The 24,434-nt window shown below is 71.7% G+C and carries 22 protein-coding genes; 18 read left to right on the top strand and 4 right to left on the bottom strand.

The features are described from left to right. The 4 genes from ACIQMV_RS35870 (at position 1) to ACIQMV_RS35855 (ending at position 3,574) form a co-directional block, all read left to right on the top strand. Positions 1-450 carry a heat shock protein transcriptional repressor HspR gene (locus ACIQMV_RS35870; protein ID WP_141366410.1) on the top strand — a complete coding sequence of 150 codons (450 nt, stop codon included), beginning with the start codon at positions 1-3 and terminating at the stop codon, positions 448-450. A gap of 159 nt (positions 451-609) precedes the next feature. Continuing rightward, positions 610-966 carry a hypothetical protein gene (locus ACIQMV_RS35865; protein ID WP_402597287.1) on the top strand — a complete coding sequence of 119 codons (357 nt, stop codon included), beginning with the start codon at positions 610-612 and terminating at the stop codon, positions 964-966. 260 nt (positions 967-1,226) lie between these two features. Then, complete coding sequence (locus ACIQMV_RS35860; protein ID WP_402597300.1) at positions 1,227-2,333, top strand: sugar ABC transporter substrate-binding protein; 1,107 nt, start codon at positions 1,227-1,229, stop codon at positions 2,331-2,333. 197 nt (positions 2,334-2,530) lie between these two features. After that, entirely contained in the window at positions 2,531-3,574 is a 1,044-nt protein-coding gene (locus tag ACIQMV_RS35855; RefSeq protein WP_402597286.1) for a LuxR C-terminal-related transcriptional regulator, read from the top strand. Here ACIQMV_RS35855 and ACIQMV_RS35850 read toward each other — a convergent pair. Together ACIQMV_RS35850 and ACIQMV_RS35845 are read right to left on the bottom strand one after the other, a co-directional pair. Beyond that, complete coding sequence (locus tag ACIQMV_RS35850) at positions 3,537-4,526, bottom strand: helix-turn-helix transcriptional regulator (RefSeq protein WP_402597285.1); 990 nt, start codon at positions 4,524-4,526, stop codon at positions 3,537-3,539. The genes ACIQMV_RS35855 and ACIQMV_RS35850 overlap by 38 nt on opposite strands. A 19-nt stretch (positions 4,527-4,545) precedes the next feature. After that, entirely contained in the window at positions 4,546-5,547 is a 1,002-nt protein-coding gene (locus ACIQMV_RS35845; RefSeq protein ID WP_373996239.1) for a helix-turn-helix transcriptional regulator, read from the bottom strand. Between the two features lie 310 nt (positions 5,548-5,857). On the opposite strand from ACIQMV_RS35845, the gene ACIQMV_RS35840 reads away from it, so the two are divergent. Beyond that, complete coding sequence (locus ACIQMV_RS35840; protein ID WP_141359728.1) at positions 5,858-6,193, top strand: hypothetical protein; 336 nt, start codon at positions 5,858-5,860, stop codon at positions 6,191-6,193. Positions 6,194-6,339: 146 nt separating this feature from the next. Here the strand turns inward: ACIQMV_RS35840 and ACIQMV_RS35835 are convergent, their stop codons facing one another. Next, entirely contained in the window at positions 6,340-6,759 is a 420-nt protein-coding gene (locus ACIQMV_RS35835; protein ID WP_402597284.1) for a pyridoxamine 5'-phosphate oxidase family protein, read from the bottom strand. A gap of 165 nt (positions 6,760-6,924) precedes the next feature. On the opposite strand from ACIQMV_RS35835, the gene clpB reads away from it, so the two are divergent. From clpB to ACIQMV_RS35820, 3 genes are all read left to right on the top strand, one after another. Further along, positions 6,925-9,522, top strand: coding sequence for an ATP-dependent chaperone ClpB (gene clpB, locus ACIQMV_RS35830; protein WP_402597283.1), 2,598 nt, complete (start codon positions 6,925-6,927; stop codon positions 9,520-9,522). Positions 9,523-9,856: 334 nt separating this feature from the next. Further along, on the top strand, positions 9,857-10,390 hold the full coding sequence (locus tag ACIQMV_RS35825; RefSeq protein ID WP_141359725.1) for a YbjN domain-containing protein: 534 nt from the start codon (positions 9,857-9,859) through the stop codon (positions 10,388-10,390). A 320-nt stretch (positions 10,391-10,710) separates the two neighbouring features. After that, on the top strand, positions 10,711-10,944 hold the full coding sequence (locus ACIQMV_RS35820) for a hypothetical protein (protein ID WP_402597282.1): 234 nt from the start codon (positions 10,711-10,713) through the stop codon (positions 10,942-10,944). Between the two features lie 283 nt (positions 10,945-11,227). Here the strand turns inward: ACIQMV_RS35820 and ACIQMV_RS35815 are convergent, their stop codons facing one another. Next, positions 11,228-12,433 carry a pyridoxal phosphate-dependent aminotransferase gene (locus ACIQMV_RS35815; protein ID WP_402597281.1) on the bottom strand — a complete coding sequence of 402 codons (1,206 nt, stop codon included), beginning with the start codon at positions 12,431-12,433 and terminating at the stop codon, positions 11,228-11,230. An 867-nt stretch (positions 12,434-13,300) separates the two neighbouring features. Here ACIQMV_RS35815 and ACIQMV_RS35810 point away from each other — a divergent pair. The 10 genes from ACIQMV_RS35810 to kynU all read left to right on the top strand — a co-directional run bounded on the left by ACIQMV_RS35810 (position 13,301) and on the right by kynU (position 24,432). Then, entirely contained in the window at positions 13,301-13,828 is a 528-nt protein-coding gene (locus ACIQMV_RS35810) for a DUF2617 family protein (protein ID WP_402597280.1), read from the top strand. A gap of 89 nt (positions 13,829-13,917) precedes the next feature. After that, entirely contained in the window at positions 13,918-15,558 is a 1,641-nt protein-coding gene (locus ACIQMV_RS35805) for a polyamine aminopropyltransferase (protein WP_402597279.1), read from the top strand. A 94-nt stretch (positions 15,559-15,652) separates the two neighbouring features. Beyond that, entirely contained in the window at positions 15,653-16,753 is a 1,101-nt protein-coding gene (locus ACIQMV_RS35800) for an SRPBCC domain-containing protein (RefSeq protein ID WP_402597278.1), read from the top strand. A 795-nt stretch (positions 16,754-17,548) separates the two neighbouring features. Beyond that, a complete protein-coding gene (locus tag ACIQMV_RS35795; RefSeq protein ID WP_141359718.1) occupies positions 17,549-18,346 on the top strand; it encodes an aldose 1-epimerase in 798 nt (265 codons plus the stop codon). 10 nt (positions 18,347-18,356) lie between these two features. Further along, a complete protein-coding gene (gene pyrE / locus ACIQMV_RS35790; protein WP_141359717.1) occupies positions 18,357-18,905 on the top strand; it encodes an orotate phosphoribosyltransferase in 549 nt (182 codons plus the stop codon). A 163-nt stretch (positions 18,906-19,068) separates the two neighbouring features. Continuing rightward, on the top strand, positions 19,069-20,100 hold the full coding sequence (gene fbaA, locus ACIQMV_RS35785) for a class II fructose-bisphosphate aldolase (protein ID WP_141359716.1): 1,032 nt from the start codon (positions 19,069-19,071) through the stop codon (positions 20,098-20,100). A 138-nt stretch (positions 20,101-20,238) separates the two neighbouring features. Continuing rightward, positions 20,239-21,744, top strand: a complete 1,506-nt coding sequence (locus tag ACIQMV_RS35780; protein WP_402597277.1) for an MFS transporter — start codon at positions 20,239-20,241, stop codon at positions 21,742-21,744. A gap of 75 nt (positions 21,745-21,819) precedes the next feature. Then, a complete protein-coding gene (locus ACIQMV_RS35775) occupies positions 21,820-22,233 on the top strand; it encodes a DUF3151 domain-containing protein (protein WP_141359714.1) in 414 nt (137 codons plus the stop codon). Between the two features lie 146 nt (positions 22,234-22,379). Beyond that, positions 22,380-23,237 carry a tryptophan 2,3-dioxygenase family protein gene (locus ACIQMV_RS35770; protein WP_141359713.1) on the top strand — a complete coding sequence of 286 codons (858 nt, stop codon included), beginning with the start codon at positions 22,380-22,382 and terminating at the stop codon, positions 23,235-23,237. Then, the gene (gene kynU / locus ACIQMV_RS35765) at positions 23,230-24,432 is read left to right on the top strand and encodes a kynureninase (protein ID WP_402597276.1); all 1,203 of its coding nucleotides are present in this window, start codon (positions 23,230-23,232) and stop codon (positions 24,430-24,432) included. The genes ACIQMV_RS35770 and kynU overlap by 8 nt, the downstream gene beginning before the upstream one ends. The last annotated feature ends 2 nt before the right edge of the window (positions 24,433-24,434 follow it).

Genomic DNA, 24,434 nt, shown 5'->3' with positions numbered 1-24,434 from the left:
ATGGACGGCCGCCGTCGCAACCCGTACGAACTGACGGAAGACACACCGGTGTACGTCATCTCGGTGGCCGCCCAGCTGTCCGGACTGCACCCGCAGACACTCCGCCAGTACGACCGGCTGGGCCTGGTGTCCCCCGACCGCACCGCCGGCCGAGGGCGCCGTTACTCGGCCCGTGACATCGAACTGCTCCGCCAGGTGCAGCAGTTGTCGCAGGACGAGGGCATCAACCTGGCCGGCATCAAGCGCATCATCGAACTGGAGAACCAGGTCTCGGCGCTCCAGTCCCGGATCGCGGAGCTCCAGGCGGCGCTGGACGGCGCCGCGGCGGCGATGCGGCAGCGCGAGGCCGCCGTCCACGCCTCCTACCGCCGGGACCTGGTCCCCTACCAGGAGGTCCAGCAGACCAGCGCGCTGGTGGTGTGGCGGCCCAAGCGGCAGCAGCCGGACTGACCCGCACCCAGCCGCGGGCGACACACGACACCACTCGGGCACGAGCGACGACGAGGGGCCGGGAGGCCGTACAGCCTCCCGGCCCCTCGTCGTGCCGCCGGCGGCCCCGGCTCAGGTGAACGCGTGGGTGCCCACCGGCGCCGACTCGGTCCCGTCCGGGTGGACGACGGTGGCCCGGTGTCCTGCACGGCGACCGCGACCGCGAACGGCCCGCCGGAGCCGAAGTTCCGGGTCACCGTCCGGCGCACGCCGAACGTGTCCTTCGGCAGGCCCTCGGCGGGCGCGCCGGTGCCCCCGTTCTCGTTGACCGCGCTGTCGCAGTCCGTCTTCTTCGGATTGCCGGAAAACGTGGTGTTCGCACAGAACTGCCGCTTGTGGACGGGCGAGACGCAGTTCGCGGTCGCCGGGAGCAGCCCGCATGCGGCGGTGAGCACGGGGGTCGTGGCCGTGGTGCGGCCGGCTGGCGTCATTCGGCCCTCTGGTCGTGACGGGAACGCCGGAGCGGGGCTCCCGTGATCATGACTCGCGTGGCGGGGAGTTGGTTGTACGGATCCCGGTCCGGCGGTGGGCGGTCGTCGAGTGGCGGGCCCGTAAAGGGCGTTTGGAGGCGATTCCGCAAGACTCCGCAAGGTCTTCACAGGCACAGCGGAGCGTTGCGTTGTCATCTCGTTAAGTGGTTCCGCTTGACGCCGGTGGTCGCCTCCGCGTTGGCTTTTCAGTCACCTGGGTTGCAATGCTGCACCCTCGTCCGGAAGGCACCAGAAGTGAGCACCTCGATGCGTCGTATCGCCATAGCCGTGGCCGCGCCCACGCTGACCTTCTCGCTCGCCGCCTGCGGGGCCCTCGGCGGGTCGGGGAGCAGCAGCGCCGCGAGCCCGACCAAGGGCAACGACCTGACGGTGGGTCTGCTGCTGCCGGAGACGGCCAACACCCGGTACGAGAAGTTCGACTACCCCATCATCAAGGAGAAGGTCGCCGCCCTGACCCGGAATCAGGGCAAGGTCGAGTACGCCAACGCGGACGCGGACGCGGGCCGGCAGGCCGGCCAGATGCAGCGAATGATCGACAACAAGGTCGACGTCATCCTGCTCGACGCCGTCGACTCGCACGCCATCGCCGACATGGTGCAGAAGGCCAAGGACGCGGACATCCCGGTCATCGCCTACGACCGGCTCTCCGAGGGCCCGATCGACGCGTACATCTCCTTCGACAACGAACTGGTGGGCGAGGTGCAGGGCCGTTCCCTGCTCGAGGCGCTGGGTTCCGGTGTCGACACCACCGACAAGATCGTCATGATCAACGGCTCGCCCACCGACCCGAACGCCAAGCAGTTCAAGGAGGGCGCGCTCTCCCAGCTCAGCGGGAAGGTCACGATCGCCAAGTCCTACGACACCAAGGACTGGAAGCCCGAGAACGCCGAGGCGAACATGGCCCAGGCGCTCGCCTCGCTCGGCAAGGACAACATCGACGCCGTCTACTCCGCCAACGACGGCATGGCGGGCGGCGTCATCAAGGCCTTCAAGGCGGCGGGCATCACCGACCTGCCGGCCATCACCGGCCAGGACGCCGAACTCGACGCCGTGCAGCGGATCGTCACCGGCGAGCAGTACATGAGCGTGTACAAGTCCTACCCGACGGAGGCCGAGACCGCCGCCCAGATGGCGGTCGCCAAGGTCCAGGGCAAGGACATCCAGTTCGACTCCCTCACCCGGGACCGGATCAGCAGCCCCACCCACAAGAACATTCCGGCCCAGTTGGTCTCCGTGGTCGCCCTGACGAAGACCAACATCAAGGGCACGGTCATCGAGGACGGCATCTACGGGGTGTCCGACATCTGCACCGCGAAGTACCGGGAGGCCTGCGCGGCGATCGGCCTGAAGTAACTCCCTTGCGGTCATGGCCCGTTCGGGTTCAACGGCCGGTTCCGGCCACGCTGCGTTCCGTCAAGTGGAAGCTGGTGCACACCGGTCGAAACCGCTGGTTCTCGGGGGCCGCGCCGGTAGGAGCCGTGTTGCACAGCCGGTCCGCTCCGCGCATAGTTGCGCTGCGGAAGACGCGGAAACCGGGGGTGTGATGGGGCATGACCGGGCACGGGACGGCGGAGCATCCACACGGTGCCGAGCGACTGTGCGAGGCCGGCGAGCACGTGTATTCCCGGGCCGTACGACGGGGCCGGGTGCCGCGCCGGCTCGCCGAGCCGGTGCCCTGCCTGCTTGAACTCGCCCTGCTGCACCCGGACCCCGACGACATGGACTTCCTGGTGCCGACCGCGCCGCAGGAGGTCATGACCCGGCTGCTGCGCGGGATGTACGACGAGGTCAGTGAGAGCCACCGGCGGGTGGGCTCGGTGGTGGCCGCCGTCGAGCGGTACGCCGGACTGGGCCGCCAGGTGCGCGTGTCCGCCACGGCCGTGGAGGGCACGGCGATCCGGGTCCTGGACGGCCTGTCCCGCATCCAGGCGGCAATGGACGAGGCGACCGAGGCGTGCACCACCGAGGTGCTGACCGTCCAGCCGGGCGGCATCCGCCGCGAGCACGAACTGTCCGAGGGGCTGCACCGGGCGCTGGCGCTGCGCGGGCGCGGGGTGCGGATGCGGGACCTGTACACGCACGTGGCCCGGCACGGCCAGGGGCTGCTCAACTACCTGGAGCTGATGGGCGACGCGGTCGAGGCGCGCACGCTGGACGAGGTGATCGACCGGCTGATCCTCTTCGACCGCACGGTCGCCTTCGTGCCCGCCAACGCCGACCGCACGATGGCGCTGGAACTGCGCCATCCCGCGCTGGTGGAGTACCTGGGGACGGTCTTCGAGCGGCTCTGGCGGCTGGCGATCCCGCTGACCGCGCCGCTGCCCGAGACGGGCATCGAGGGCATCTCCCACCGTGAGCAGTCCATCGCGGCGCTGCTGGCCGAGGGCCACCAGGACGCGGTGATCGCCGAGCGGCTGGGCATCAGCGTCCGCACCTGCCGGGCCCACATCGCCCGGCTGTCGGAGACGCTGGGCGCGGCCAGCCGTACGCAGTTGGGCGTGCGCATCGCCCAGGCGGGGCTGGACGGGCCGCCGCGCACCGCCGTGGCGGGGCTGATCACGCTTCCGGGTCAAGAATTCCCGACTGCCCGATGAGGTAGCCCAACTGGGCCCGGCTGCCGCTGCCGAGGGTGGCGGCGAGCTTGGCGATGTGCTCACGGGCGGTGCGTACGTTCATGCCGAGACGGTCGGCGATGACGGTGTCGGTGTGCCCCTCGACGAGGAGGCCGGCGATGGCGCGCTGGCGGGGCGTGACGCCGTCCGCGGACGGCTGCCGGACGGCCAGGGGGTACATGGGGGTGGCCAGCCGCCACAGCCGGTCGAAGGTGGTGGCGAAGTACCCCACGAGGGCCGAGTGGCGCACTTCGAGCGCCATCGTGCGGTCGTCGTTGGCGGGGATGAAGGCGATCCGGCGGTCGACGACGATGAGACGGGCGGTGACCTCGTCGAGGGAGCGGGCCTCGACGTCGCCGGTCAACTGCTCGTGGTAGGCGGGCACCGAGGGCACATGGCGCAGAGTGTGCTGGTAGAGGGTGCGGATGCGGCCACCCCGGTCCAGCAGCGCCTGGTCGCGCACCAGCGCCACGGCACGGGCCTCCTCGACGCGGCGGCCGATGAGGCCCGCGTGCGGTTGCACGCACAGGATCTCCTGGCTCGCTTCGGCCATGGCCTCGGTGATGGCCTGGTTGATCCGGCGGGTACCGCTGAGCATCACGAGCGCCGAGGTGTCCGCCTCCCCGGTGCGCCGGCCGTCGATGCGCATCAGGGGCTCGAAGGTCTGGGCGAGTCGGTCCTCGCGCCGTCGCTCCTCCGCGATGCGCTCCTCGGTGGCGCGCAGCAGTCGGTGGAGGGCGGCGGCGGGCGCCACGGGCTCCAGCCGGCCGAGATCCTCGACCGCCGGGTGCAGCAGACCGAAGTCGATGAGACAGGGGGCGCCGTCCGCCTCGCCTGCGCGCACCCATCCGTTCCGCAGGGCGCGTTCGTACAACTCCGCGCCCGTTGGGCACAGGTCCTCCGCGCCGTGCTCCGGATGACGTGTCGGGCCCACCCCGGTCCTCCCTGTGGCTTCAGTGCTTCTGCTGCAGAATCCCCGACTGGGCTATGAGATAACCGAGCTGGGCGCGGCTGCCACTGCCGAGGATGGCCGCGAGCTTGGCGATGTGGGCCCGGCAGGTACGGACGTTCATTCCGAGGCGGCGGGCGATGGCCTCGTCGACGTGGCCCTCGACGAGGAGCTTGGCTATGGAGTGCTGGATGTCGTTGATGCCGCCGGGCGCGGTCTCGTAGGGGGCGCCTGCGCTCAGTGGGACCGATCGGCCCCACATGAACTCGAAGACCTTGATCAGGTAACGGACGAGGCCCGGGTGGCGGAGTTCCAGAGCGACTTGCTGATCGTCGCGGGTGGGGATGAAGGCGACGGTCTCGTCGCACACGATGAGCCGTTCCACCACCTCGTCGATGGTGCGGTACTCGGCCTTCCCGCTCGACAACTGGTCCACGTAGGCCAGCTTCTCGGGGCTGTAGCGCGCGGTGTGCTGATAGAGGGTCCGGATGCGCACGCCGCGCTCGATCAGCGGCCGGTCCCGTTCGAGGCCCTGGGTGAGGCTGCGCTCGGAGAAGCGGTCGTCGCTCGGCTGGATGGTGAGCATCTCGGTGCGGCACTGGGCCGTGGCGGCGTTGAGCGCCGCGTTGATCCGCGTGCCTCCCTCCAGCACCGTGATCGAGTGGTCGGTCGTCACCGACTGCGCGCTGAGAGCGAGGAACGGCTCAAAGAAGTCCGCAAGTTGGATGGACAGCCGCCGGCGTTCCGTGATCTCCCGCTCGATCGGGTGGAGTCGCTCGGCCAGGGCGACCGACGGGTGCACCGGGCGTAGCCAGTCCGGGTCGTCCGGATCCGGGTGGAGAAGGTCGAACTCCATGAGGCAGGGGGCGCCTTCGGCATCCGCCCGGCCGATCCTCCCCAGACGGAGGGCGTTCGCATAAAGTCGGCCACCTTCCTCACAAAGTTCGGTCACCGCATGGGGATGCGTCGCCTTAGTCTGATTTGCCACGAAATCTCCACCCCCCAGGGTCCTGAACGTGCAGGAACATGATGCATCGATCCTGTGGCCATGACGTGCCGGAATGAGCCATCGTCTTATCCGACGGGGGAAAGGGAGACTTTCAAGTGAGGACGAAGCCGACTATGCGTAAGACAATGCTTCGCTCGGTGCTTGTGGCCGCCTTCTCCGCCGTTGCGGTTTTTGGGGCGCTGGGTGGTCACTCCGGTGCGAAGAGTGATGTTCAGGCGGACAGCCACTGGCCGGCAGTCGTGGTCGCGGGTCCTCCCGACTCGCACTGGCCGGGCTCTCCCGCGGCAGTTGACTCCGGAGAGCTGATGTGAGCACTCCACCCGACGACCGTTCCTTCCGACGCGAGATGGCCACGGCCTACCGCTCCGGTTGGCACTTCATCGACCTGGTCACCGCCATCCCCCACAGCGGTGACTCGCTGATGGTGACCGTCTTCGGTGAGCCGGTCGTCGTTACGCGGGACGAGGACGGAGACGTACGGGCGTACCGGTGTCTGCGGCGGCCTCGGGGGGCGCCGCAGCCCGTACGGTGTGCGGTCCGTTACGGAATGATCTTTGTGAACCTGGACCAGAGGGACCACCGCCAGGTGGCGGCGGAACCCTCGGTCCTCAGGACCATCACCGCCACCCCCCGCAGTGCCTGACGCGATTCCCCCGTCGTAACAGATCGCTCAGGTGCTTCCCCCCGCAGCGGCGTCACCGTGACCTGAACACGGTGACGCCGCTGTAGTTTTCCCTGGGAATCTCCGGGTATCGGCGGATTCGATCACTGGCCGAAAAAGAGCGCCGCTCAGCCGCGCCCCAGCGCCCGGGTCAGCTCGATCTCGATCACCACGCGGGACGGGTTGGGTCCCGGGGTCCGCTCGTAGCGCTCGGCGTACCGCCGCTCCGCCTCCGCGATCCGCTCCGGCTCCGTGCGGACGAACGCGCGTCCCTCCAGCGTCGCCCACCGCCGCCCGTCCACCTGGCACACCGCGACCGGCGCGCCCTGCGGGCCGGCCGCCAGGACGTGTGCCACCTTCGCGCTCGTCTTGTTCGTGATCACCCGGGCCAGCCGCGCCTGCGGGTCGTAGGTCACCCCGACGGGAACGACGTGCGGGGTGCCGTCCGGGCGGAGGGTGGTCAGCGTGCACAGGTGCCGTTCCCGCCAGAACCCGAGATACGGCGCGTCGGGGGCGCCCGGGTCGAGGGCATACGTGGTGGTGGCCATGACCCGCAACCTAACCCGCCCGGCACCCCGGGAGCCGCGGACCCCCTTCCCCGCGAAAGCTCCCGGGCTCACCTTGAGTGGAATAGACTCAAGTTTGTGTACGCTGACTGAGTCAGCACTGGGAGATGTGGCTGAGAGCGCTCGTCAAGGAGGAGAGAAGCGACCGTGGACGCCGAGCTGACCAACAGGAGCCGTGACGCGATCAACGCGGCCGGCAACCGGGCCGTACGGGAGGGGCACCCGGACCTCACCCCCGCCCACCTGCTCCTCGCGCTGCTCGAGGGGCAGGAGAACGAGAACATCATCGACCTGCTGTCGGCCGTCGACGCCGATCAGGCCTCCATCCGCTCCGGCACCGAGCGCGTGCTCGCGTCCCTGCCCAGCGTGACCGGGTCCACGGTCGCGCCGCCGCAGCCCAACCGCGAGCTGCTCGCCGTGATCGCGGACGCGCAGAGCAGGGCGCGGGACCTCGGGGACGAGTACCTGTCCACCGAGCACCTGCTCATCGGCATCGCCGCGAAGGGCGGTGCGGCCGGCGAGGTGCTGTCCGGCCAGGGCGCCGGCGCCAAGAAGCTTCAGGACGCCTTCTCGAAGGCGAGGGGAGGACGCCGGGTGACCACACCCGACCCCGAGGGCCAGTACAAGGCCCTGGAGAAGTTCGGCACGGACTTCACCGCGGCGGCGCGCGAGGGCCGCCTCGACCCGGTGATCGGCCGGGACCAGGAGATCCGCCGCGTCGTGCAGGTGCTGTCGCGCCGCACCAAGAACAACCCGGTCCTCATCGGTGAGCCCGGCGTCGGCAAGACCGCCGTCGTCGAGGGACTCGCCCAGCGGATCGTCAAGGGCGACGTGCCCGAGTCCCTGAAGGACAAGCGGCTGGTGGCGCTGGACCTCGGGGCGATGGTCGCGGGCGCGAAGTACCGCGGCGAGTTCGAGGAGCGGCTCAAGACCGTACTGGCGGAGATCAAGGACTCCGACGGCCGGATCATCACCTTCATCGACGAGCTGCACACCGTCGTCGGCACGGGCGCCGGCGGCGACTCCGCGATGGACGCCGGCAACATGCTCAAGCCCATGCTGGCCCGCGGCGAGCTGCGCATGGTCGGCGCGACGACGCTCGACGAGTACCGGGAGCGGATCGAGAAGGACCCGGCGCTGGAGCGGCGCTTCCAGCAGGTGCTGGTCGCCGAGCCCAGCGTGGAGGACTCCATCGCGATCCTGCGCGGGCTCAAGGGCCGCTACGAGGCCCACCACAAGGTGCAGATCAACGACTCCGCGCTGGTGGCCGCCGCGACCCTGTCCGACCGGTACATCACCTCCCGCTTCCTGCCCGACAAGGCGATCGACCTCGTCGACGAGGCCGCCTCCCGGCTGCGCATGGAGATCGACTCCTCCCCGGTGGAGATCGACGAACTCCAGCGCGGCGTCGACCGGTTGCGCATGGAGGAACTGGCGCTCGACAAGGAGACCGACGCGGCCTCGCGCGAGCGGCTGGAGAAGCTGCGCCGCGACCTCGCCGACAAGGAGGAGGAGCTGCGCGGCCTGACCGCCCGCTGGGAGAAGGAGAAGCAGGCCCTCAACCGGGTCGGTGAGCTGAAGGAGCGGCTGGACGACCTGCGCGGCCAGGCCGAACGCGCCCAGCGCGACGGCGACTTCGACACCGCCTCCAAGCTGCTGTACGGCGAGATCCCCGACCTGGAGAAGGAGTTGGAGGCCGCCTCGCAGGCCGAGGAGGAGGCCGCCAGGGACACCATGGTCAAGGAGGAGGTCGGCCCCGACGACATCGCCGACGTGGTCGCCTCCTGGACCGGGATTCCGGCCGGCCGCCTGCTGGAGGGCGAGACGCAGAAGCTGCTGCGCATGGAGGAGGAGATCGGCAGGCGGCTCATCGGCCAGGCCGAGGCCGTGCGGGCCGTCTCCGACGCCGTACGCCGCAGCCGGGCCGGTATCGCGGACCCGGACCGGCCGACGGGCTCGTTCCTCTTCCTCGGCCCGACCGGCGTGGGCAAGACCGAACTCGCCAAGGCGCTCGCAGACTTCCTCTTCGACGACGAACGCGCCATGGTCCGCATCGACATGTCGGAGTACGGCGAGAAGCACAGCGTGGCCCGGCTGGTCGGCGCCCCGCCCGGCTACGTCGGCTACGAGGAGGGCGGTCAGCTCACCGAGGCGGTGCGCCGCCGCCCGTACAGCGTGGTGCTGCTCGACGAGGTGGAGAAGGCCCACCCGGAGGTCTTCGACATCCTGTTGCAGGTGCTGGACGACGGCCGCCTCACCGACGGTCAGGGCCGCACGGTCGACTTCCGCAACACCATCCTGGTGCTGACCTCGAACCTGGGCAGCCAGTACCTGGTCGACCCGCTGACGAGCGAGGAGGAGAAGAAGGAGCAGGTTCTCGAAGCGGTCCGGGTCTCCTTCAAGCCGGAGTTCCTCAACCGGCTGGACGACCTGGTGGTCTTCTCGGCCCTGACGAAGGAGGAACTGAGCCGGATCGCCGGGCTCCAGATCGACCGGCTCGCCCGCCGCCTGGCGGAGCGCCGGCTGACCCTGATCGTCACCCCCGACGCCCTGGCCTGGCTCGCCGAGGAGGGCATGGATCCGGCTTACGGCGCCCGCCCGCTGCGGCGCCTGGTCCAGACCGCCATCGGCGACCGCCTCGCCAAGGAGATCCTGGCCGGCGAGATCAAGGACGGCGACACGGTCCGCGTCGACCGCTTCGGCGAGGGCCTGCTGGTGGGCCCGGCGACCGGCAAGACGCTGTGAGCCCCGGCGCGGTCCGCCACCACGGTGGGTGGCGGACCGCGTCACACCGTGAACGCCGGGAACCGCGTCGGGGCCGGTGCGGAGATCTCCGTGGGTCCGGCGCTCATTGGGTACTCGGAGGCGGACAGCACGATGCCCGCGAAGGCGGCGAGGAAGGGCGTGCGGTCCCTTCGTCCCGTCCCGTGTCCGCGTCATGACCTCCCACCTCCGTTTGCCGGACGTCCACCTGGCGGCCGGATCGTGTCAGCCCAGGGCTGACAGCCTCCCGGAGGGCTTGCCACCCCCCTCCCTGCATGAGGGAGGATGGCGAGATCCGTACGAAGGGAAAAACACGGTGAGCATCGACCCGTCCTCGATTCCGAACTTCGGGGGCCAGCCCGAGCCGCAGCCCCAGGGAGCGGCGGGCCCCGTCGTCCCGGATCAGGACCTCGTGAAGCAGCTCCTGGACCAGATGGAGCTCAAGTACGTCGTCGACGACGAGGGCGACCTCGCGGCGCCGTGGGAGCAGTTCCGTACGTACTTCATGTTCCGCGGAGAGGGCGACCAGCAGGTCTTCTCGGTGCGGACGTTCTACGACCGGCCCCACAAGATCGACGAGAAGCCGCAGCTGCTGGAGTCCATCGACGACTGGAACCGGCGCACCCTGTGGCCCAAGGTGTACAGCCACACCCACGACGACGGCACCGTCCGCCTCATCGGCGAGGCGCAGATGCTGATCGGCATGGGCGTGAGCCTGGAGCACTTCGTCTCCTCGACGGTCAGCTGGGTGCGGGCCGCCATCGAGTTCGACCGGTGGCTCGTCGAGCAGCTCGGCCTCGAGCAGGACGTCAACGAGGCGGACCAGCCCGGGGACGACGACGAGGAGTAGTTCCGCGGCGGTCACGCACGGCGTGCCCACGTGAGCGCGCGCGGATACGTGCCGTAGCCGGACGGGAGCCCGGCCCGGGACGCAGGCCATCACTGGCCGCGTACCGGGACCGGGCTCTTCGCTGTGCGCAGCCGGGCCCGCGCTCCATCCGGGGCCGTGCGGACCGGGACCCGCGCGCAGCCCGGCTCACAGGCTCCGGAGGCGGGACACGGCCTCGTGCAGGACGTCCGTCCGGGCCGACCCGCTGGTGAGCCATCCGGCCCGCCTCTGCCGGCGACTCGCTGGAGTCGCCTTGCGGCTGATCGTGCATGATGGCCGCCATGAGGGAATGGCTGAGTACCCGCCCCTGGTGGCAGGAGCTGCTGATCAACTGGCTGCTGTTCAGCGTCTGGTGGGTGGCTTCCACTGCCTTCTTCGCGGTGATCACCGGTTGGACTGACTTGGTTCCGCGCAACGCCTTCAAGTTCCTGACCGTGACATTTGCGTGGTCTGTGCTGTGCACCCCGCTTTTCCGGTGGCGGCGACGCCGGTTCCACAGTTCGAGTCCTCGCTGATCGCTTCGCCGCAGCGCTGATCGCAGTCATGGCGCGAGCGGCCCGACATCATCGTCACCATGACGCCCGGCCAGTGGACCACGCTGGTCGACGCCATCAAGGCCGGAGAGTTTGGTGGCGCAGTGCGGGGCCTTCTTCAACCTCGTCCAGGCAACCTGCAATGGGCTGTGGTGGTGGCGCAACGCTGTCACCCGGGCGCCTGTCCAGCCGCGCAAGCACTGAGCCCCACAGAGCCGGCCCCGCCTGCGCGTCTCCCCCGTGGTGCCGTTCGGGGCCCACGCTGTTAGAGGCGTTTCCTCAGGTCAGACAGCCTGTCGATTGCTTCGCGCAACGTATCGGTACGCTTGCAGAAGGCGAAGCGTACCTGGGTGCGGCCCGCCTCCCGGTCGTCGTAGAAGACCGCGTTGGGGATGGCGACGACGCCGCAGCGTTCGGGCAGGGCCCGGCAGAAGGCGATGCCGTCCTTCTCGCCGAGCCGGGCGATGTCGGTGGTGATGAAGTACGTGCCCCGGGGGCGGAAGACCTCGAAGCCCGCCTCGGTCAGGCCGGTGGCGAGCAGGTCGCGCTTGGCGCGCAGGTCCTCGCGGAAGCCGGTGAAGTGGCTGCCGGGGAGGGCGAGCGCCTCGGCGACCGCGTACTGGAACGGCCCGGCGCTCACGTAGGTCAGGAACTGCTTGGCCGAGCGGACCGCCGTGACCAGGGGAGCGGCGGCGGTGACCCAGCCGACCTTCCAGCCCGTGAACGAGAACGTCTTGCCCGCAGACGAGATGCAGACCGTGCGTTCGCGCATGCCGGGGAAGGTGGCGAGCGGGATGTGCTCGGCGTCGTCGTACACCAGGTGCTCGTACACCTCGTCCGTCACCACGAGCAGGTCGTGCTCGACGGCGAGCCGTGCGATCTCGGCCAGTTCGGGGCGGGTGAGGACGGTGCCGGTCGGATTGTGCGGGGTGTTCAGGAGCAGCAGCCGGGTCCGCGGGGTCACCGCGTCGCGCAGCTCGTCCAGGTCGAGCCGGAACCCGGCATCCTCCCCGTGGTGCGGCCGGAGCGTCACCGGCACCCGCTTCCCGCCCGCCATGGCGATGCAGGCGGCGTAGGAGTCGTAGTACGGCTCCAGGGCGATCACCTCGTCGCCGGGCTCCAGCAGCGCGAGCAGCGCCGCCGCGATCGCCTCGGTGGCGCCCGCCGTGACCAGCACCTCCGTGTCCGGGTCGTAGGAGAGCCCGTACCGCCGCAGCTGGTGCTCCGCGACCGCCGTGCGCAGCTCGGGGATGCCCGGGCCCGGCGGATACTGGTTGCCCCGCCCGTCGCGCAGGGCGCGGACGGCCGCCTCCCGGACCTCCTCGGGGCCGTCGGTGTCGGGGAATCCCTGCCCCAGGTTGATCGACCCGGTCCGTACGGCGAGCGCGGACATCTCGGCGAAGATCGTCGTCCCGAACTCGGCGAGCCGGCGGTTGAGGAGCGGGCGTGCGCTGGAGGTCATGCCGGCCATCCTCCGTCCAAGCTCTGGAGTTCCTCAAGTGTGCTTTGGCCGCTCCGGTGGCCGGGCATCTCCCGGGCACGCTGCGAGGCGCCCACGGGGGGTCGCTTCGGCGAACGCCCCGGGAGTGTCCGGCGGCGTCCGGGGAACGGGCTCGGGCGCGGTCGGCGGGCCCCGGGGATCGGAGGGAGGACGCCATGGTTCCGGGCATCGTCCTGGCGGTGATCGCGGTGCTGTGCGTGACCGCCGTGGCGGCGGGGCGCCGCAGGGCCCACCGCGACCGGTACGCCAAGTCGTACCGAGGCCGGCGCACGGGGTCGGTCGGGGGCAGCGCGAGCGGCGGGGGCGCCGGCTGGTGGGCCGGGTCGGAGGGCGGCACCAGTACGTGCTCGTCCGGCGGCGGCCATCACTCGGGAGGGGGTCACTCGGGAGGGGGTCACCACTCGTGTGGGGGTCACTCCTGCGGGGGGAACTCCTCGTGCGGCGGAGGGTCGTCGTGCGGGGGCGGATGCGGGGGAGGCAACTGATCCGGGCAGTTGAGACGGGGCAGCCGAGTTCCGTGGGGGAACCGCATCCGGGCCGGCGCCCGTCGGGAGGCAGTCTCCGGCGGGTGCGCCGGCCCCACGCGTACGCCCTCGCACCTGCCAGGGTTGAACAGTTGAGCTGTGGAGCCCTCTGAGGGATGGAAACCGCACGAAGTTGGGTAAAAACCCTGTGGCAGAACCGCTGTTCATGATTGCCTCTACCGACGCAGCCCCTCGGACGTCTCGCACACCCCCCTCCCGAGCTCGGCTGAGCCGGGCCGTTGTCCCCGTGCCCACCGGGGCGTGCCGGCCCGTTCCTCCCTTCTTTTTCTTTGCGTGCTAGCGGAGCCGATCCATGCTCACGACCCTGAACACCTCCTACACCGACACGCGCGCGGCCGACCTCGCCTGGGCCCTGGGGCGCGAGCCGCTGCCCGCACTTGCCACCCTGGACCTCGAACTGACCGGCGCGAAAGTCCAGTTGAGACTCCTCGGCGCGTCCCACCAGGTGCTCCTGGAGGAGGAGCGGGGAAGCTGTTCGGAGACCGTGGCGTGCATCCCGGGCTCCAGCACACCCCTGCCGCTCGGCGTCGCCAAGCGGGCCGACGACTGGGAGTACGAGTTCGCCGCCCGCGTCGAGTTCCTCTCGCCGGGGTCGTTCACCGGCCGCGCCCAGGAACTGCTGGCCCTCGTCTCCGACCATCCGCATGGTCTCGCGGGGGTCTTCCCGGGCAGCCCGAACGCGTTCACCGCGATGCTGGCGCAGTGGCACGAGGGCCAGGTGCACTGGCGGACCTGGCACGCCTACCCGCAGGACGGCCAGTTGGTGGCGACCCGGACCAGGGTGGGGGTACGCCGCTCCGCGCTGGCCGGAGCGAGGTGAGCGCGGGTAAACCTGCGCAGCGCCACAACTTTCTTTTCCACAAGTGTGGGTGACGAAGCGTCCCGCAGATGTGACGTAACGTCACAGGTGTGATCGAACCGCACGCCCCGGCCCCGACCGGCGCGGCGCCGCCCTTCAGCGGCCCCGCGCGACTGCCCGTCCGGCCGGGAACCGGCCGGTTCCTCGTCCTCGCGGGTGTCTTCGTCTGCGCGGCCTGCGGACTCGTGTACGAGCTCGAACTCGTGGCCCTGGCCTCGTACCTGATCGGCGACTCGGTCACCCAGGCGTCGATCGTGCTGTCCGTCATGGTGTTCGCGATGGGCATCGGCTCGCTCGCCGCGAAGCGGCTGCGCCGGCACGCCGCCCTCGCCTTCGGCGCGATCGAGGCGACGCTCGCGCTGGTCGGCGGGTGCAGTGCCATGGCGCTGTACGCGGTGTTCGCCTGGACCGGCGGCTGGGGCGGCATGTGGGCGGACGGCCCGCGCTGTCTGCTGGTCGCCTTCTCCCTGGCCATCGGCCTGCTGATCGGGGCGGAAGTACCGCTGCTGATGGAGCTGATCCAGCGGATCCGCCGCCAGGACGCGGGCGGCGCCGTCGCCGACCTGTTCGCGGCGGACTACGTGGGCGCACTCGTCGGCGGGCTCGCCTTCCCGTTCCTCCTGCTGCCGCTGCTGGGGCAGTTGACCGGGGCGCTGGTGACCGGCGCCGTCAACGCCGTGGCGGGCGGCGTCCTCGTGCTCGGCCTGTTCCCGCGGGACCTGACCCCGCGCGGCCGCTGGCTGCTGATCGTCGCCAACCTCGTCGTGCTCGGTCTGCTCGCCTCCCTCACCGCCCTGGTCGGCGACTTCGAACGGGCCGCGCGGCAGGCGATGTACGGCGGGGACGTCCGGGTGGCGCTGCGGACCGGCGAGCAGGAGGTGGTCCTCACCGGCGGCGGCCGGGGCCGCCCGCTGCGCCTGTTCCTCGACGGGCGGCTGCGGGTCAGCGGCCGCGACGAGCGCCGCTACCACGAGGCGCTGGTCCACCCCGCGATGACCGGGCCGCACGCGCGGGTGCTGATCCTCGGCGGCGGCGACGGGCTCGCCGCGCGCGAGGTGCTGCGGCACCCCGGCGTGGAGCGGGTGGACGTCGTCGAGCGCGACCCGGCCCTCGTCCGGCTGGCGCGCGACGACCCGGTACTGGCCGGGCTGGACGAGCACGCCTTCGACGACCGGCGTGTGCACGTGAGCACCGCCGACGCCTTCGACTGGCTGCGCGGGGTGCCGGCGGCGGCGTACGACGTGGTGATCGAGGACCTGCCCGATCCGGGCATCACGGCGAGCACGAAGCTGTACGCGCAGGAGTTCTACGGCCTGGCCCGGCGGACCCTGGCGCCCGGCGGGCGGCTGGTGGTGCACGCCGGGCCGGTCTCCTCCCGGCCCCGGGTGTTCTGGACGGTGGAGGCCACGGTCCGGGCCGCCGGACTGCGCACCCTGCCGTACCGCGTGGACGGCCGCGACGCCGGCTTCGCGGCCGGGCCCGATCGCACGGCCGGCGCCCTGCGTGCCCCCCGCGACTGGGGGTTCGTCCTGGCGGCCCGTATGCCGCCCGCCCTCCGCCTGGACCCGCGGGCCCCCGCTCCTCGCACGCTGACGACGGCGTCGCTCGCTGCGGCCGCCCGCGACGCGGCCCGCACCCGTGTTCCCGGCCTTCCGCCCTCGACGCTGGTCCACCCCCGGTACGCGGACTGACCAGGGTCTGCCCTCGGCATGTGCGGTGGGTGGGGGGACGGGTTCTGGGCGAGGGGAGGGTAATCGGGGGCGGCACTGGGTACCCTCGGCTGACATGGAGCACGAGGTGTTCGTTCCGGTTCCGGTTCGGCGGCTGCGGAGGGCGCTCGCCGATCCCGCGCGGGTTGCCCGGGCGGTTCCCGGGCTCCAGCAGGACGCGGGCGGTGAGCCCGTCAGCGGCCGGCTCAAGATGCGGATCGGCGGTCACTCCATCACCTACCGCGGCACGCTGCGCGTCCGTGCGCTCGACGACGGCTCCTACGCCGTCGAGGGCGACGCGACCGAGTCCCGCGGCACCGGCTCGGTGAAACTCGCGCTCACGCTCCGCCTCCGCGACACCGACGACGGCTCCACCCTCACCTTCGAGGGCACGGCCTCCGCCGAAGGCCGCGTCACCGAGTTGCCCCCGGACTCCGTACACACGGCCACGACCCGCCTCCTGAACCGCTTCGCGGAAAACCTGTCCACGGGACCGGCTGCCGCCGGGTCGGATGGTGTTGAGCCGGTGGGCCGAGGGGCGGAGGGGCCCGAGTCGTCCGCCGCTGGATCGGACGGCGCTGAGGAGGAGGCCGCCGGGACGGCTGCCGCCGGGGCGGGTGGCGTCGAGGCGGAAGCCTCCGAGGCGGCGGCTCCCGAGGCGGAAGCCTCCGAGTCGCGGGACGCCGGGCCCGAGGTGCCCGGGGTCCATGGTGTCGTGGGGCTGGCCGATGAGGCGACCGAGGACTTCGCTCCGTTGGCGAGTGGTGACTTCGAGGCCACTCCGGACGCGGACGATGCCCCGGCCCCGCCGCTCGGGAACGAAGGCGAGGCGCACCCGGCCGGGCCGGGCGGGCGCGGTTCCGTCTTCGACGCCGAGGTTCCGCCCTCCGCCCTCGACCCGCTGGCCGACGAGGAGGACGAGGACGACGAGCCCCCCGTCTCCGAGGACTTCGCCGAGGCCGCCGAGCCGCCCGCCGAGGCGGCGCACGCGCGGCGCACGATGATCGGGCGCAGCGCCGAGGAGGTGGACCACGCTCCGCCCCGCGGCCGTTACGCCCCTGTCCCCGCCCCGCTCACCGTCTCTGCCGGGCCCACCCTTCGGTGGGCGGCACCTGCGGCGGCGCTGGTGGTGGCGTCGGTGATCGTCGTGGGCCGGGTCCTGAGGCGCCGTCGCTGAGCGGAGCCCGTCCTCGCCCGAGGGCGTTGGGCCCCGTTCCGCTGACCGCCTCTGCCGGCCCACCCTTCGGTGGGCGGCACCTGCGGCGGCGCTGGTGGTGGCGTCGGTGATCGTCGTGGGCCGGGTCCTGAGGCGCCGTCGCTGAGCGGAGCCCGTCCTCGCCCGAGGGCGTTGGGCCCCGTTCCGCTGACCGCCTCTGCCGGGCCCACCCTCCGGTGGGCGGCACCTGCGGCGGCGCTGGTGGTGGCGTCGGCGATTGTCGTGGGCTGGGCTTTGCGGCACCGTCGTTGAGCGGCCTCCGGCTCCGCCCCGAGGGCGTGGGGCCCCTGTCCCCCTTCCGCCGACCGTCTCCGCCGGGCCCAGCCTCCATTGGGCGCCCCCCGTTCCTGCTCCTGTCACCGCTTCCGGGCCCACGCCCCGCTGGGCGGCGCCCGCTGCGGCATTGGTGGTGGCGTCGGTGATCGTCGTGGGCCGGGCCCTGAGACGACGTCATTGAGCGGCGCCCGGCCCCGCCCCCGTGGCCGTTACGCGCCCGTTCCCGCGCCGTCGACCGTTCTGCCAGACCCACTCTCCGTGATCGTCATGGGCCGGACTCTCCGACGCCGTCGCTCGGCGCCGCCCCGGCGGGCGTCACGCCCCCGTTCCCGCCCCGCCGACCGTCTCCGCCGGGCCGCCCCGGTGATGCCCCAGTCCTGTTCCCCCCACCGCCCCAGTCCTGGTTCTCCCACCGCGCGCGGCCCATCCGCTCGACCGCGTTGCGGAACGCCGTCTTGATCGGCCAAGTAGCCTCGTGGGGTGAGTAACGAAGACATCACGCTGACCGCGGGCGACGCGGAAGCGGTCGTGCAGCCGGGGAACGGCGGGCGCGTCGGGAGTCTGCGGGTCGGTGGCCTCGAACTGCTCCGCCAGGGAGAGCGGTTCGGCTGCTTCCCGATGGTCCCCTGGTGCGGCAGGGTCCGTGACGGCCGCTTCCGGGACGGCGCCACCGTCCACCAGATGCCGCTCAACTCCCCACCGCACGCCATCCACGGCACCGCCCGCGACGGCGCCTGGCGCACCGCCCGCACCTCGGCGGGCGAGGCGGTGATCACGTACGACCTGGTCGACCCCTGGCCCTACTCCGGCCGCGTCACCCAGGCCGTCACCCTGACCGAGGACGCCCTGACCCTGACGATGTCCGTGGAGACGTACGAGTCGTCCTTCCCGGCGCAGATCGGCTGGCACCCGTGGTTCCAGCGCAACCTCGGGGGAGCCGGCGCCCAGGACGTCCGCGTCGACTTCCGGCCCGCCTGGCAGGAGGAGCGCGGTGACGACCACCTGCCCACCGGTCACCGTGTCGAGCCCAAGCCCGGTCCCTGGGACGACTGCTTCGGCATGCCCGGCGGCGTCGACGTCACGCTCACCTGGCCCGGCCAGCTGGAGCTGAGGGTGACCAGCCGTGAGGAGTGGGTCGTCGTCTACGACGAGCAGCAGCCCGCCGTGTGCGTGGAACCGCAGACCGGTCCGCCCGACGGACTGAACACCCTCCCGCGCCTGGTCACCCCGCTGGAACCGCTGGAGGCCTCGACGACCTGGACCTGGCGCCGCGCTTAAGCTGGCTGTCATGAGCGACGTTCGCGGCGAGCTGCTGCAGCAGATCAAGGACAAGGCCGTGGTGCACGGCAGGGTGACGCTGTCGTCCGGCCTGGAGGCCGACTACTACGTCGACCTGCGCCGCGTCACCCTCGACGGTGAGGCGGCTCCGCTGGTCGGTCAGGTGCTCCTGGACCTGACCGCCGACTTCGACTTCGACGCGGTGGGCGGCCTGACGATGGGCGCCGACCCGGTCGCGGCCTCGATGCTGCACGCCGCCGCCGCGCGCGGGCGCAGGCTGGACGCCTTCGTGGTCCGCAAGGCCGCCAAGGCCCACGGTCTGCAACGGCGCGTGGAGGGCCCGGAGATCAGGGGCCGCCGCGTCCTGGTGGTGGAGGACACCTCCACCACGGGCGGCTCTCCGCTCGCCGCCGTCGAGGCGGTGCGCGAGGCCGGCGCCGAGGTGGTCGCCGTGGCGACGATCGTCGACCGGGCCACGGGCGCGGCCCAGAAGATCAGTGAGGGCGCCGGTGTGCCGTACGTCTTCGCGTACTCGAAGGACGAGCTGGGACTGGACTGAGACGGCCCCGAGTCCGTGTCGCGCGACCCGGTCGTCCACCGGCCGGGCAGGGTGTCCGACACATCCGTCAACGTCTGCGAAGATGGGGCCGACGATGACGTCACTCCCTAGGTCAGGGCCGTAAGTACGCAGAACGCACCCCGCACATACAAGGAGCGGACAGATGCCCATCGCAACCCCCGAGATCTACAACGAGATGCTCGACCGGGCGAAGGCAGGCAAGTTCGCCTACCCGGCCATCAACGTCACCTCCTCCCAGACCCTGCACGCGGCCCTGCGCGGCTTCGCGGAGGCGGAGAGCGACGGCATCGTCCAGATCTCCACGGGTGGTGCGGAGTTCCTGGGCGGCCAGTACAGCAAGGACATGGTCACCGGCGCCGTCGCCCTGGCCGAGTACGCGCACATCGTCGCCGAGAAGTACCCCGTCAACATCGCGCTGCACACCGACCACTGCCCGAAGGACAAGCTCGACGGGTACGTGCGTCCGCTGATCGCGATCTCCGAGGAGCGCGTCAAGGGCGGCCGCAACCCGCTGTTCCAGTCCCACATGTGGGACGGCTCCGCGGAGACCCTCGCCGACAACCTGGCGATCGCCCAGGAGCTGCTCGTCCGCACCGCCGCCGCCAGGATCATCCTCGAGGTCGAGATCACCCCGACCGGTGGCGAGGAGGACGGCGTCACCCACGAGATCAACGACAAGCTGTACACCACGGTCGACGACGCGATCCGCACCGCCGAGGCCCTGGGCCTGGGCGACAAGGGCCGCTACCTGCTGGCCGCGTCCTTCGGCAACGTGCACGGCGTCTACAAGCCGGGCAACGTCGTGCTCCGCCCCGACCTGCTCAAGGAGCTGAACGAGGGCGTCGCGGCGAAGTTCGGCCGCCCGGCCGGCAGCCAGCCGTTCGACTTCGTCTTCCACGGCGGCTCCGGCTCCACGGAGGAGGAGATCCGCACGGCGCTGGAGAACGGCGTGGTGAAGATGAACATCGACACCGACACCCAGTACGCCTTCACGCGTCCCGTGGCCGACCACATGTTCAAGAACTACGACGGCGTCCTCAAGGTCGACGGCGAGGTCGGCTCCAAGAAGACCTACGACCCGCGCACCTGGGGCAAGCTGGCCGAGACGTCGATGGCCAAGCGCGTGCTGGAGGCCTGCGGCAACCTCCGCTCGACCGGCACGAAGATCAAGTAACTCCCGGTTCCCCGCGACGGGCCCGGTGCCTCGGCACCGGGCCCGTCGTCCGTTCGTCCGTCCGCAGGACGTTCGTCCGTCCGCGGGCCGCCCGTCCTTCCTCTGGCCCGGAGCCGCCCGGCGCGGGATGATCCCCTCATGGCGGTCACCGCACAGCACGCCCCCGCCGTGAGGATCTCCAGCCCCACCGGGCGCTGGATCCTGCTCACCACCGTGCTCGGCTCCAGCATGGCCATGCTGGACTCGACCGTCGTCAACGTCGCCCTGCCCCGCATCGGCCGCGACCTGGACGCGAACCTCGCCGCGCTCCAGTGGACGGTCAACGCCTACATGGTCACCCTGGCCGGCCTGATCCTCCTCGGCGGCTCGCTCGGCGACCGCTACGGCCGCCGCAGGATCTTCGTGCTCGGCGTCGTCTGGTTCGCCACCGCCTCCCTGCTGTGCGGCCTCGCCCCGAACGCGGGCATCCTCGTCGCCGCCCGCGCCCTGCAAGGGATCGGCGGCGCCCTCCTCACCCCCGGCTCGCTCGCCCTCATCCAGGCCTCCTTCCACCCGGACGACCGGGGCAGGGCCGTGGGCCTGTGGTCCGGATTCGGCGGCATCGGCGCGGCCGTCGGCCCGTTCCTCGGCGGCTGGCTGGTGGCCGGGCCCGGCTGGCGCTGGGTGTTCCTGCTCAACGTCCCGCTGGCCCTGGTCTGCGCTCCCATCGCCGTGCGCCATGTCCCCGAGTCCAGCGGGGGCACCGCCCACGGCCGCTTCGACGTCCTGGGCGCGGCCCTCGGCGCCCTGTCCCTGGCCCTGGTGACGTACGCCCTGATCGAGGCCCGCAACGGCACCGTGGCCGTCGCCCTGACCGCCGTCGCGGGCGTGCTCGCCGCCGTCGCCTTCGTGTACGTGGAGAAGCACCGCCGCGATCCGATGATGCCGCCGGACATCTTCGCCTCCCGCCAGTTCACCGCCGTCAACCTGGTCACCCTGTGCGTGTACGCGGCGTTCGGCGGCTTCTTCTTCCTCACCGCCCTGCAACTCCAGGTGGTGGCCGGCTACTCACCGCTGGAGGCGGGCACCGCCCTGCTCCCCACGACCGCCCTCATGCTGCTGTTCTCGGCCCGCTCGGGCGCCCTCGCCGACCGCATCGGACCGCGCCTGCCGCTCACCGCCGGGCCGCTGCTGTGCGCGGTGGCGATGCTGCTGATGCTGCGGGTCGGCAAGGGGGCGGACTACCTCACGGACGTGTTGCCGGCCCTGCTGGTCATGGGCGCGGGGATGGTCACCCTGGTCGCCCCGCTCACCGCCACCGTGCTCGCCTCGGTGGACACCTCCCGCGCCGGACTGGCCAGCGGCATCAACAATGCCGCCGCCCGCGCGGCCGGCCTGATCGCGGTGGCCGCCCTCCCGCTGCTGGCCGGGATGGGCCCGGAGGCGTACCGCTCGGCGGACGCCTTCGACGCCGCTTTCCGCCGGGCCATGCCCATCTGCGCGGCCGTCCTGGTGGTGGGGGCGGTCCTCGCCTTCACGACCGTCCGCCGCCCGGCTCCGGGCTGCCGCCGGCCCGAGTGCCGCACCCACGGCAGCGTGACGACACCGCCGCTGGAGACGGGCCGCGGGGGTGGTGCGGCCTCCGGTACCGGTCCGGCCTCGTGAGCCGTGGAAGGGGCCGTTCCGCGACGGCGGGTAGCAGCCGTCACCGATCACGGACCATGCAGCAGACTGGACCCCATGACCATTCACGAGAACCTCCTGGGCGGTCCGCCGCCCACGCACCTCCCCGACGACCCCGAGCCCCGCGAGCTCCTCGCGAAGGGGACCTCGCCGGCCGAGGTGGCCGGGCGGTACCCGGCGTCGTCGCTGGCCTGGGCGCAGTTGGCCGACGACGCCTTCGAGCGGGGGGCGGCCGTGGAGTCGTACGCGTACGCCCGTACGGGCTACCACCGCGGTCTGGACGCCCTGCGCCGCAGCGGCTGGAAGGGCCATGGTCCGGTCCCCTGGGAGCACGAGCCCAACCGCGGCTTCCTGCGCGCCCTGCACGCCCTCGCGCGCGCCGCGCAGGCGATCGGCGAGCAGGAGGAGTACGAGCGCTGCACGCAGTTCCTGAAGGACTCCTCGGAGGCGGCCGCGCGGACGCTGGGCTGACCCCGTACGAGTGTGAGGCCCGCCCGTGCGACCGGGCGGGCCTTGCGATCTGTCCACGTGATGCGCAGGATGCGGGTGGGGACCGGGGCCCCCGTGCCGGCATCGGCAGGGGCGGACCGCTACCCGGAGTACAACAGGAGACAGCGATGTCCCAACCGGCTCACCCGATCCCTCAGCCGGCTGAGGTCCCTGAGCCCGAGACCCCGCATCTCGACTTCGCAGGCACGACGCCGTACGAGGACTACGTCCGGGCGGACGTGCTCACCCACCTCCAGCACACCCTCTCCGACGACCCCGGAGAGATGGTCTTCCTGGTCACCACCCAGGTGATGGAGCTGTGGTTCACGGTCATCGTCCACGAGTGGGAGACCGCTGCCGGTGCCCTGCGCTCGGACGACGTGCCGACGGCGGTCGCCGCGCTGAAGCGGTCCGCACGGGAGCTGCAGGCGCTGAACGCCTCCTGGAAGCCGCTCGCCGCGCTCACTCCGGCCCAGTTCAACAGCTACCGCGGCGCCCTCGGCGAGGGCTCCGGTTTCCAGTCGGCGATGTACCGCCGCATGGAGTTCCTGCTCGGCGACAAGTCCGCCTCGATGCTCGTTCCGCACCGCGGCGCCCCCCGCGTCCACGCGGAACTGGAGAAGGCGCTGCACGAGCCGAGCCTGTACGACGAGGTGCTGCGGCTGCTCGCCCGGCGCGGGTACGCGGTCCCGGACGCGGTGCTGCGCCGTGACGTGTCGCTGCGCTACGAGCCCAGCGAGGAGGTCGAGGCCGTCTGGGCGGCCCTCTACTCCGGTGAACAGGACGACGAACTCGCCCGGCTCGGCGAGGCGTTGACCGATGTCGCCGAACTGGTGTGGCGCTGGCGCAACGACCACCTCGTCGCCACCCGCCGCGCGATGGGCGCCAAGCCCGGCACGGGCGGCTCCGCCGGGGTGGCCTGGCTGGAGAAGCGGGCCCGGAAGAACGTCTTCCCCGAGCTGTGGACGGCGAGGTCCCATGTCTGAGTCGGCCATCCGAGCGGAGAAGCTGGACGCCGCCGACGAACTCGCCGGGCTGCGCGACCGGTTCGTCCTTGACGGGGGCGTCTACCTGGACGGCAACTCGCTGGGCGCGCTCCCGGCGAACGTCCCGGACCGGATCACCGACGTCGTACGCCGCCAGTGGGGCGAGCTGCGCATCCGTTCCTGGACGGAGAGCGGCTGGTGGACCGCGCCCGAGCGGGTCGGTGACCGGATCGCCCCGCTGGTCGGGGCCGCGCCGGGCCAGGTCGTGGTGGGCGACTCGACCAGCGTCAACGTGTTCAAGGCGCTGGTGGCGGCGGTCCGGATGGCCCGGGAGGAGAGCGGCGGCGATGACCGGGACGAGATCGTGGTCGACGCGACGACGTTCCCCACGGACGGGTACATCGCGGAGTCGGCGGCCCGGATGACGGGCTGCGCGCTGCGCCCGGTGACGCCGGCCGAGGTGCCCGGGGCGCTGACCCCGCGCACCGCCGCGGTCCTGCTGAACCACGTCGACTACCGCACCGGCCGGCTGCACGACCTGCCGTCCCTGACCGCCGCGGTGCACGCGGCGGGCGCGTACGCCGTCTGGGACCTGTGCCACAGCGCGGGCGCCCTGCCGGTGGGGCTGGACGAGCACGGGGTGCGCCTGGCGGTCGGGTGCACCTACAAGTACCTGAACGGCGGCCCGGGTTCACCGGCCTTCCTGTACGTCCGCGGCGATGTGCAGGACCGCTTCGACTCCCCGCTGCCCGGCTGGAACTCGCATGTCGAGCCCTTCGGCATGCGGCCCGAGTACGAACCGGCGGGGGGCGCGCTCCGCGGCCGGGTCGGCACCCCCGACATCCTCTCTCTGCTCGCCCTGGAGGCGGCGCTGGACGTCTGGGACGGGGTGCCGATCGAGGCCGTACGCGCCAAGTCCCTGGCGCTGACGGACTTCTTCCTGGAGTGCGTCGCCGAGTACGTCCCCGCCGGACGCGTGGAGTCCCTGACCCCGGCGGTCCACGAGGAGCGGGGCAGCCAGGTGGCCCTGCGCTGCCCGGACGCCGGGGACGTGATGAGGCGGCTGATCGAACGCGGCGTGGTCGGCGACTTCCGGCACCCCGACGTCCTGCGCTTCGGCTTCACCCCGCTCTACGTCGGGTTCGCGGACGTCGAGCGGGCGGCGCGGGTGCTGGCGGAGGTGCTGGCCGGCTGACA

Source organism: Streptomyces sp. NPDC091412 (assembly GCF_044756885.1).
Classification (GTDB): Bacteria; Actinomycetota; Actinomycetes; order Streptomycetales; family Streptomycetaceae; genus Streptomyces.
This window is presented reverse-complemented; position numbering and strand designations above follow the sequence as displayed.

What these genes read in the sequence shown, in the direction of transcription:
- ACIQMV_RS35775 (WP_141359714.1), top strand. Translation starts at nt 21,820, where the DNA reads ATGACCATTCACGAGAACCTCCTGGGCGGTCCGCCGCCCACGCACCTC.
- ACIQMV_RS35770 (WP_141359713.1), top strand. Translation starts at nt 22,380, where the DNA reads ATGTCCCAACCGGCTCACCCGATCCCTCAGCCGGCTGAGGTCCCTGAG.
- ACIQMV_RS35860 (WP_402597300.1), top strand. Translation starts at nt 1,227, where the DNA reads ATGCGTCGTATCGCCATAGCCGTGGCCGCGCCCACGCTGACCTTCTCG.
- fbaA (WP_141359716.1), top strand. Translation starts at nt 19,069, where the DNA reads ATGCCCATCGCAACCCCCGAGATCTACAACGAGATGCTCGACCGGGCG.
- ACIQMV_RS35780 (WP_402597277.1), top strand. Translation starts at nt 20,239, where the DNA reads ATGGCGGTCACCGCACAGCACGCCCCCGCCGTGAGGATCTCCAGCCCC.
- ACIQMV_RS35835 (WP_402597284.1), bottom strand. Translation starts at nt 6,759, where the DNA reads ATGGCCACCACCACGTATGCCCTCGACCCGGGCGCCCCCGACGCGCCG.
- kynU (WP_402597276.1), top strand. Translation starts at nt 23,230, where the DNA reads ATGTCTGAGTCGGCCATCCGAGCGGAGAAGCTGGACGCCGCCGACGAA.
- ACIQMV_RS35800 (WP_402597278.1), top strand. Translation starts at nt 15,653, where the DNA reads ATGGAGCACGAGGTGTTCGTTCCGGTTCCGGTTCGGCGGCTGCGGAGG.
- pyrE (WP_141359717.1), top strand. Translation starts at nt 18,357, where the DNA reads ATGAGCGACGTTCGCGGCGAGCTGCTGCAGCAGATCAAGGACAAGGCC.
- ACIQMV_RS35870 (WP_141366410.1), top strand. Translation starts at nt 1, where the DNA reads ATGGACGGCCGCCGTCGCAACCCGTACGAACTGACGGAAGACACACCG.
- ACIQMV_RS35820 (WP_402597282.1), top strand. Translation starts at nt 10,711, where the DNA reads ATGAGGGAATGGCTGAGTACCCGCCCCTGGTGGCAGGAGCTGCTGATC.
- ACIQMV_RS35815 (WP_402597281.1), bottom strand. Translation starts at nt 12,433, where the DNA reads ATGGCCGGCATGACCTCCAGCGCACGCCCGCTCCTCAACCGCCGGCTC.
- ACIQMV_RS35855 (WP_402597286.1), top strand. Translation starts at nt 2,531, where the DNA reads ATGACCGGGCACGGGACGGCGGAGCATCCACACGGTGCCGAGCGACTG.
- ACIQMV_RS35810 (WP_402597280.1), top strand. Translation starts at nt 13,301, where the DNA reads ATGCTCACGACCCTGAACACCTCCTACACCGACACGCGCGCGGCCGAC.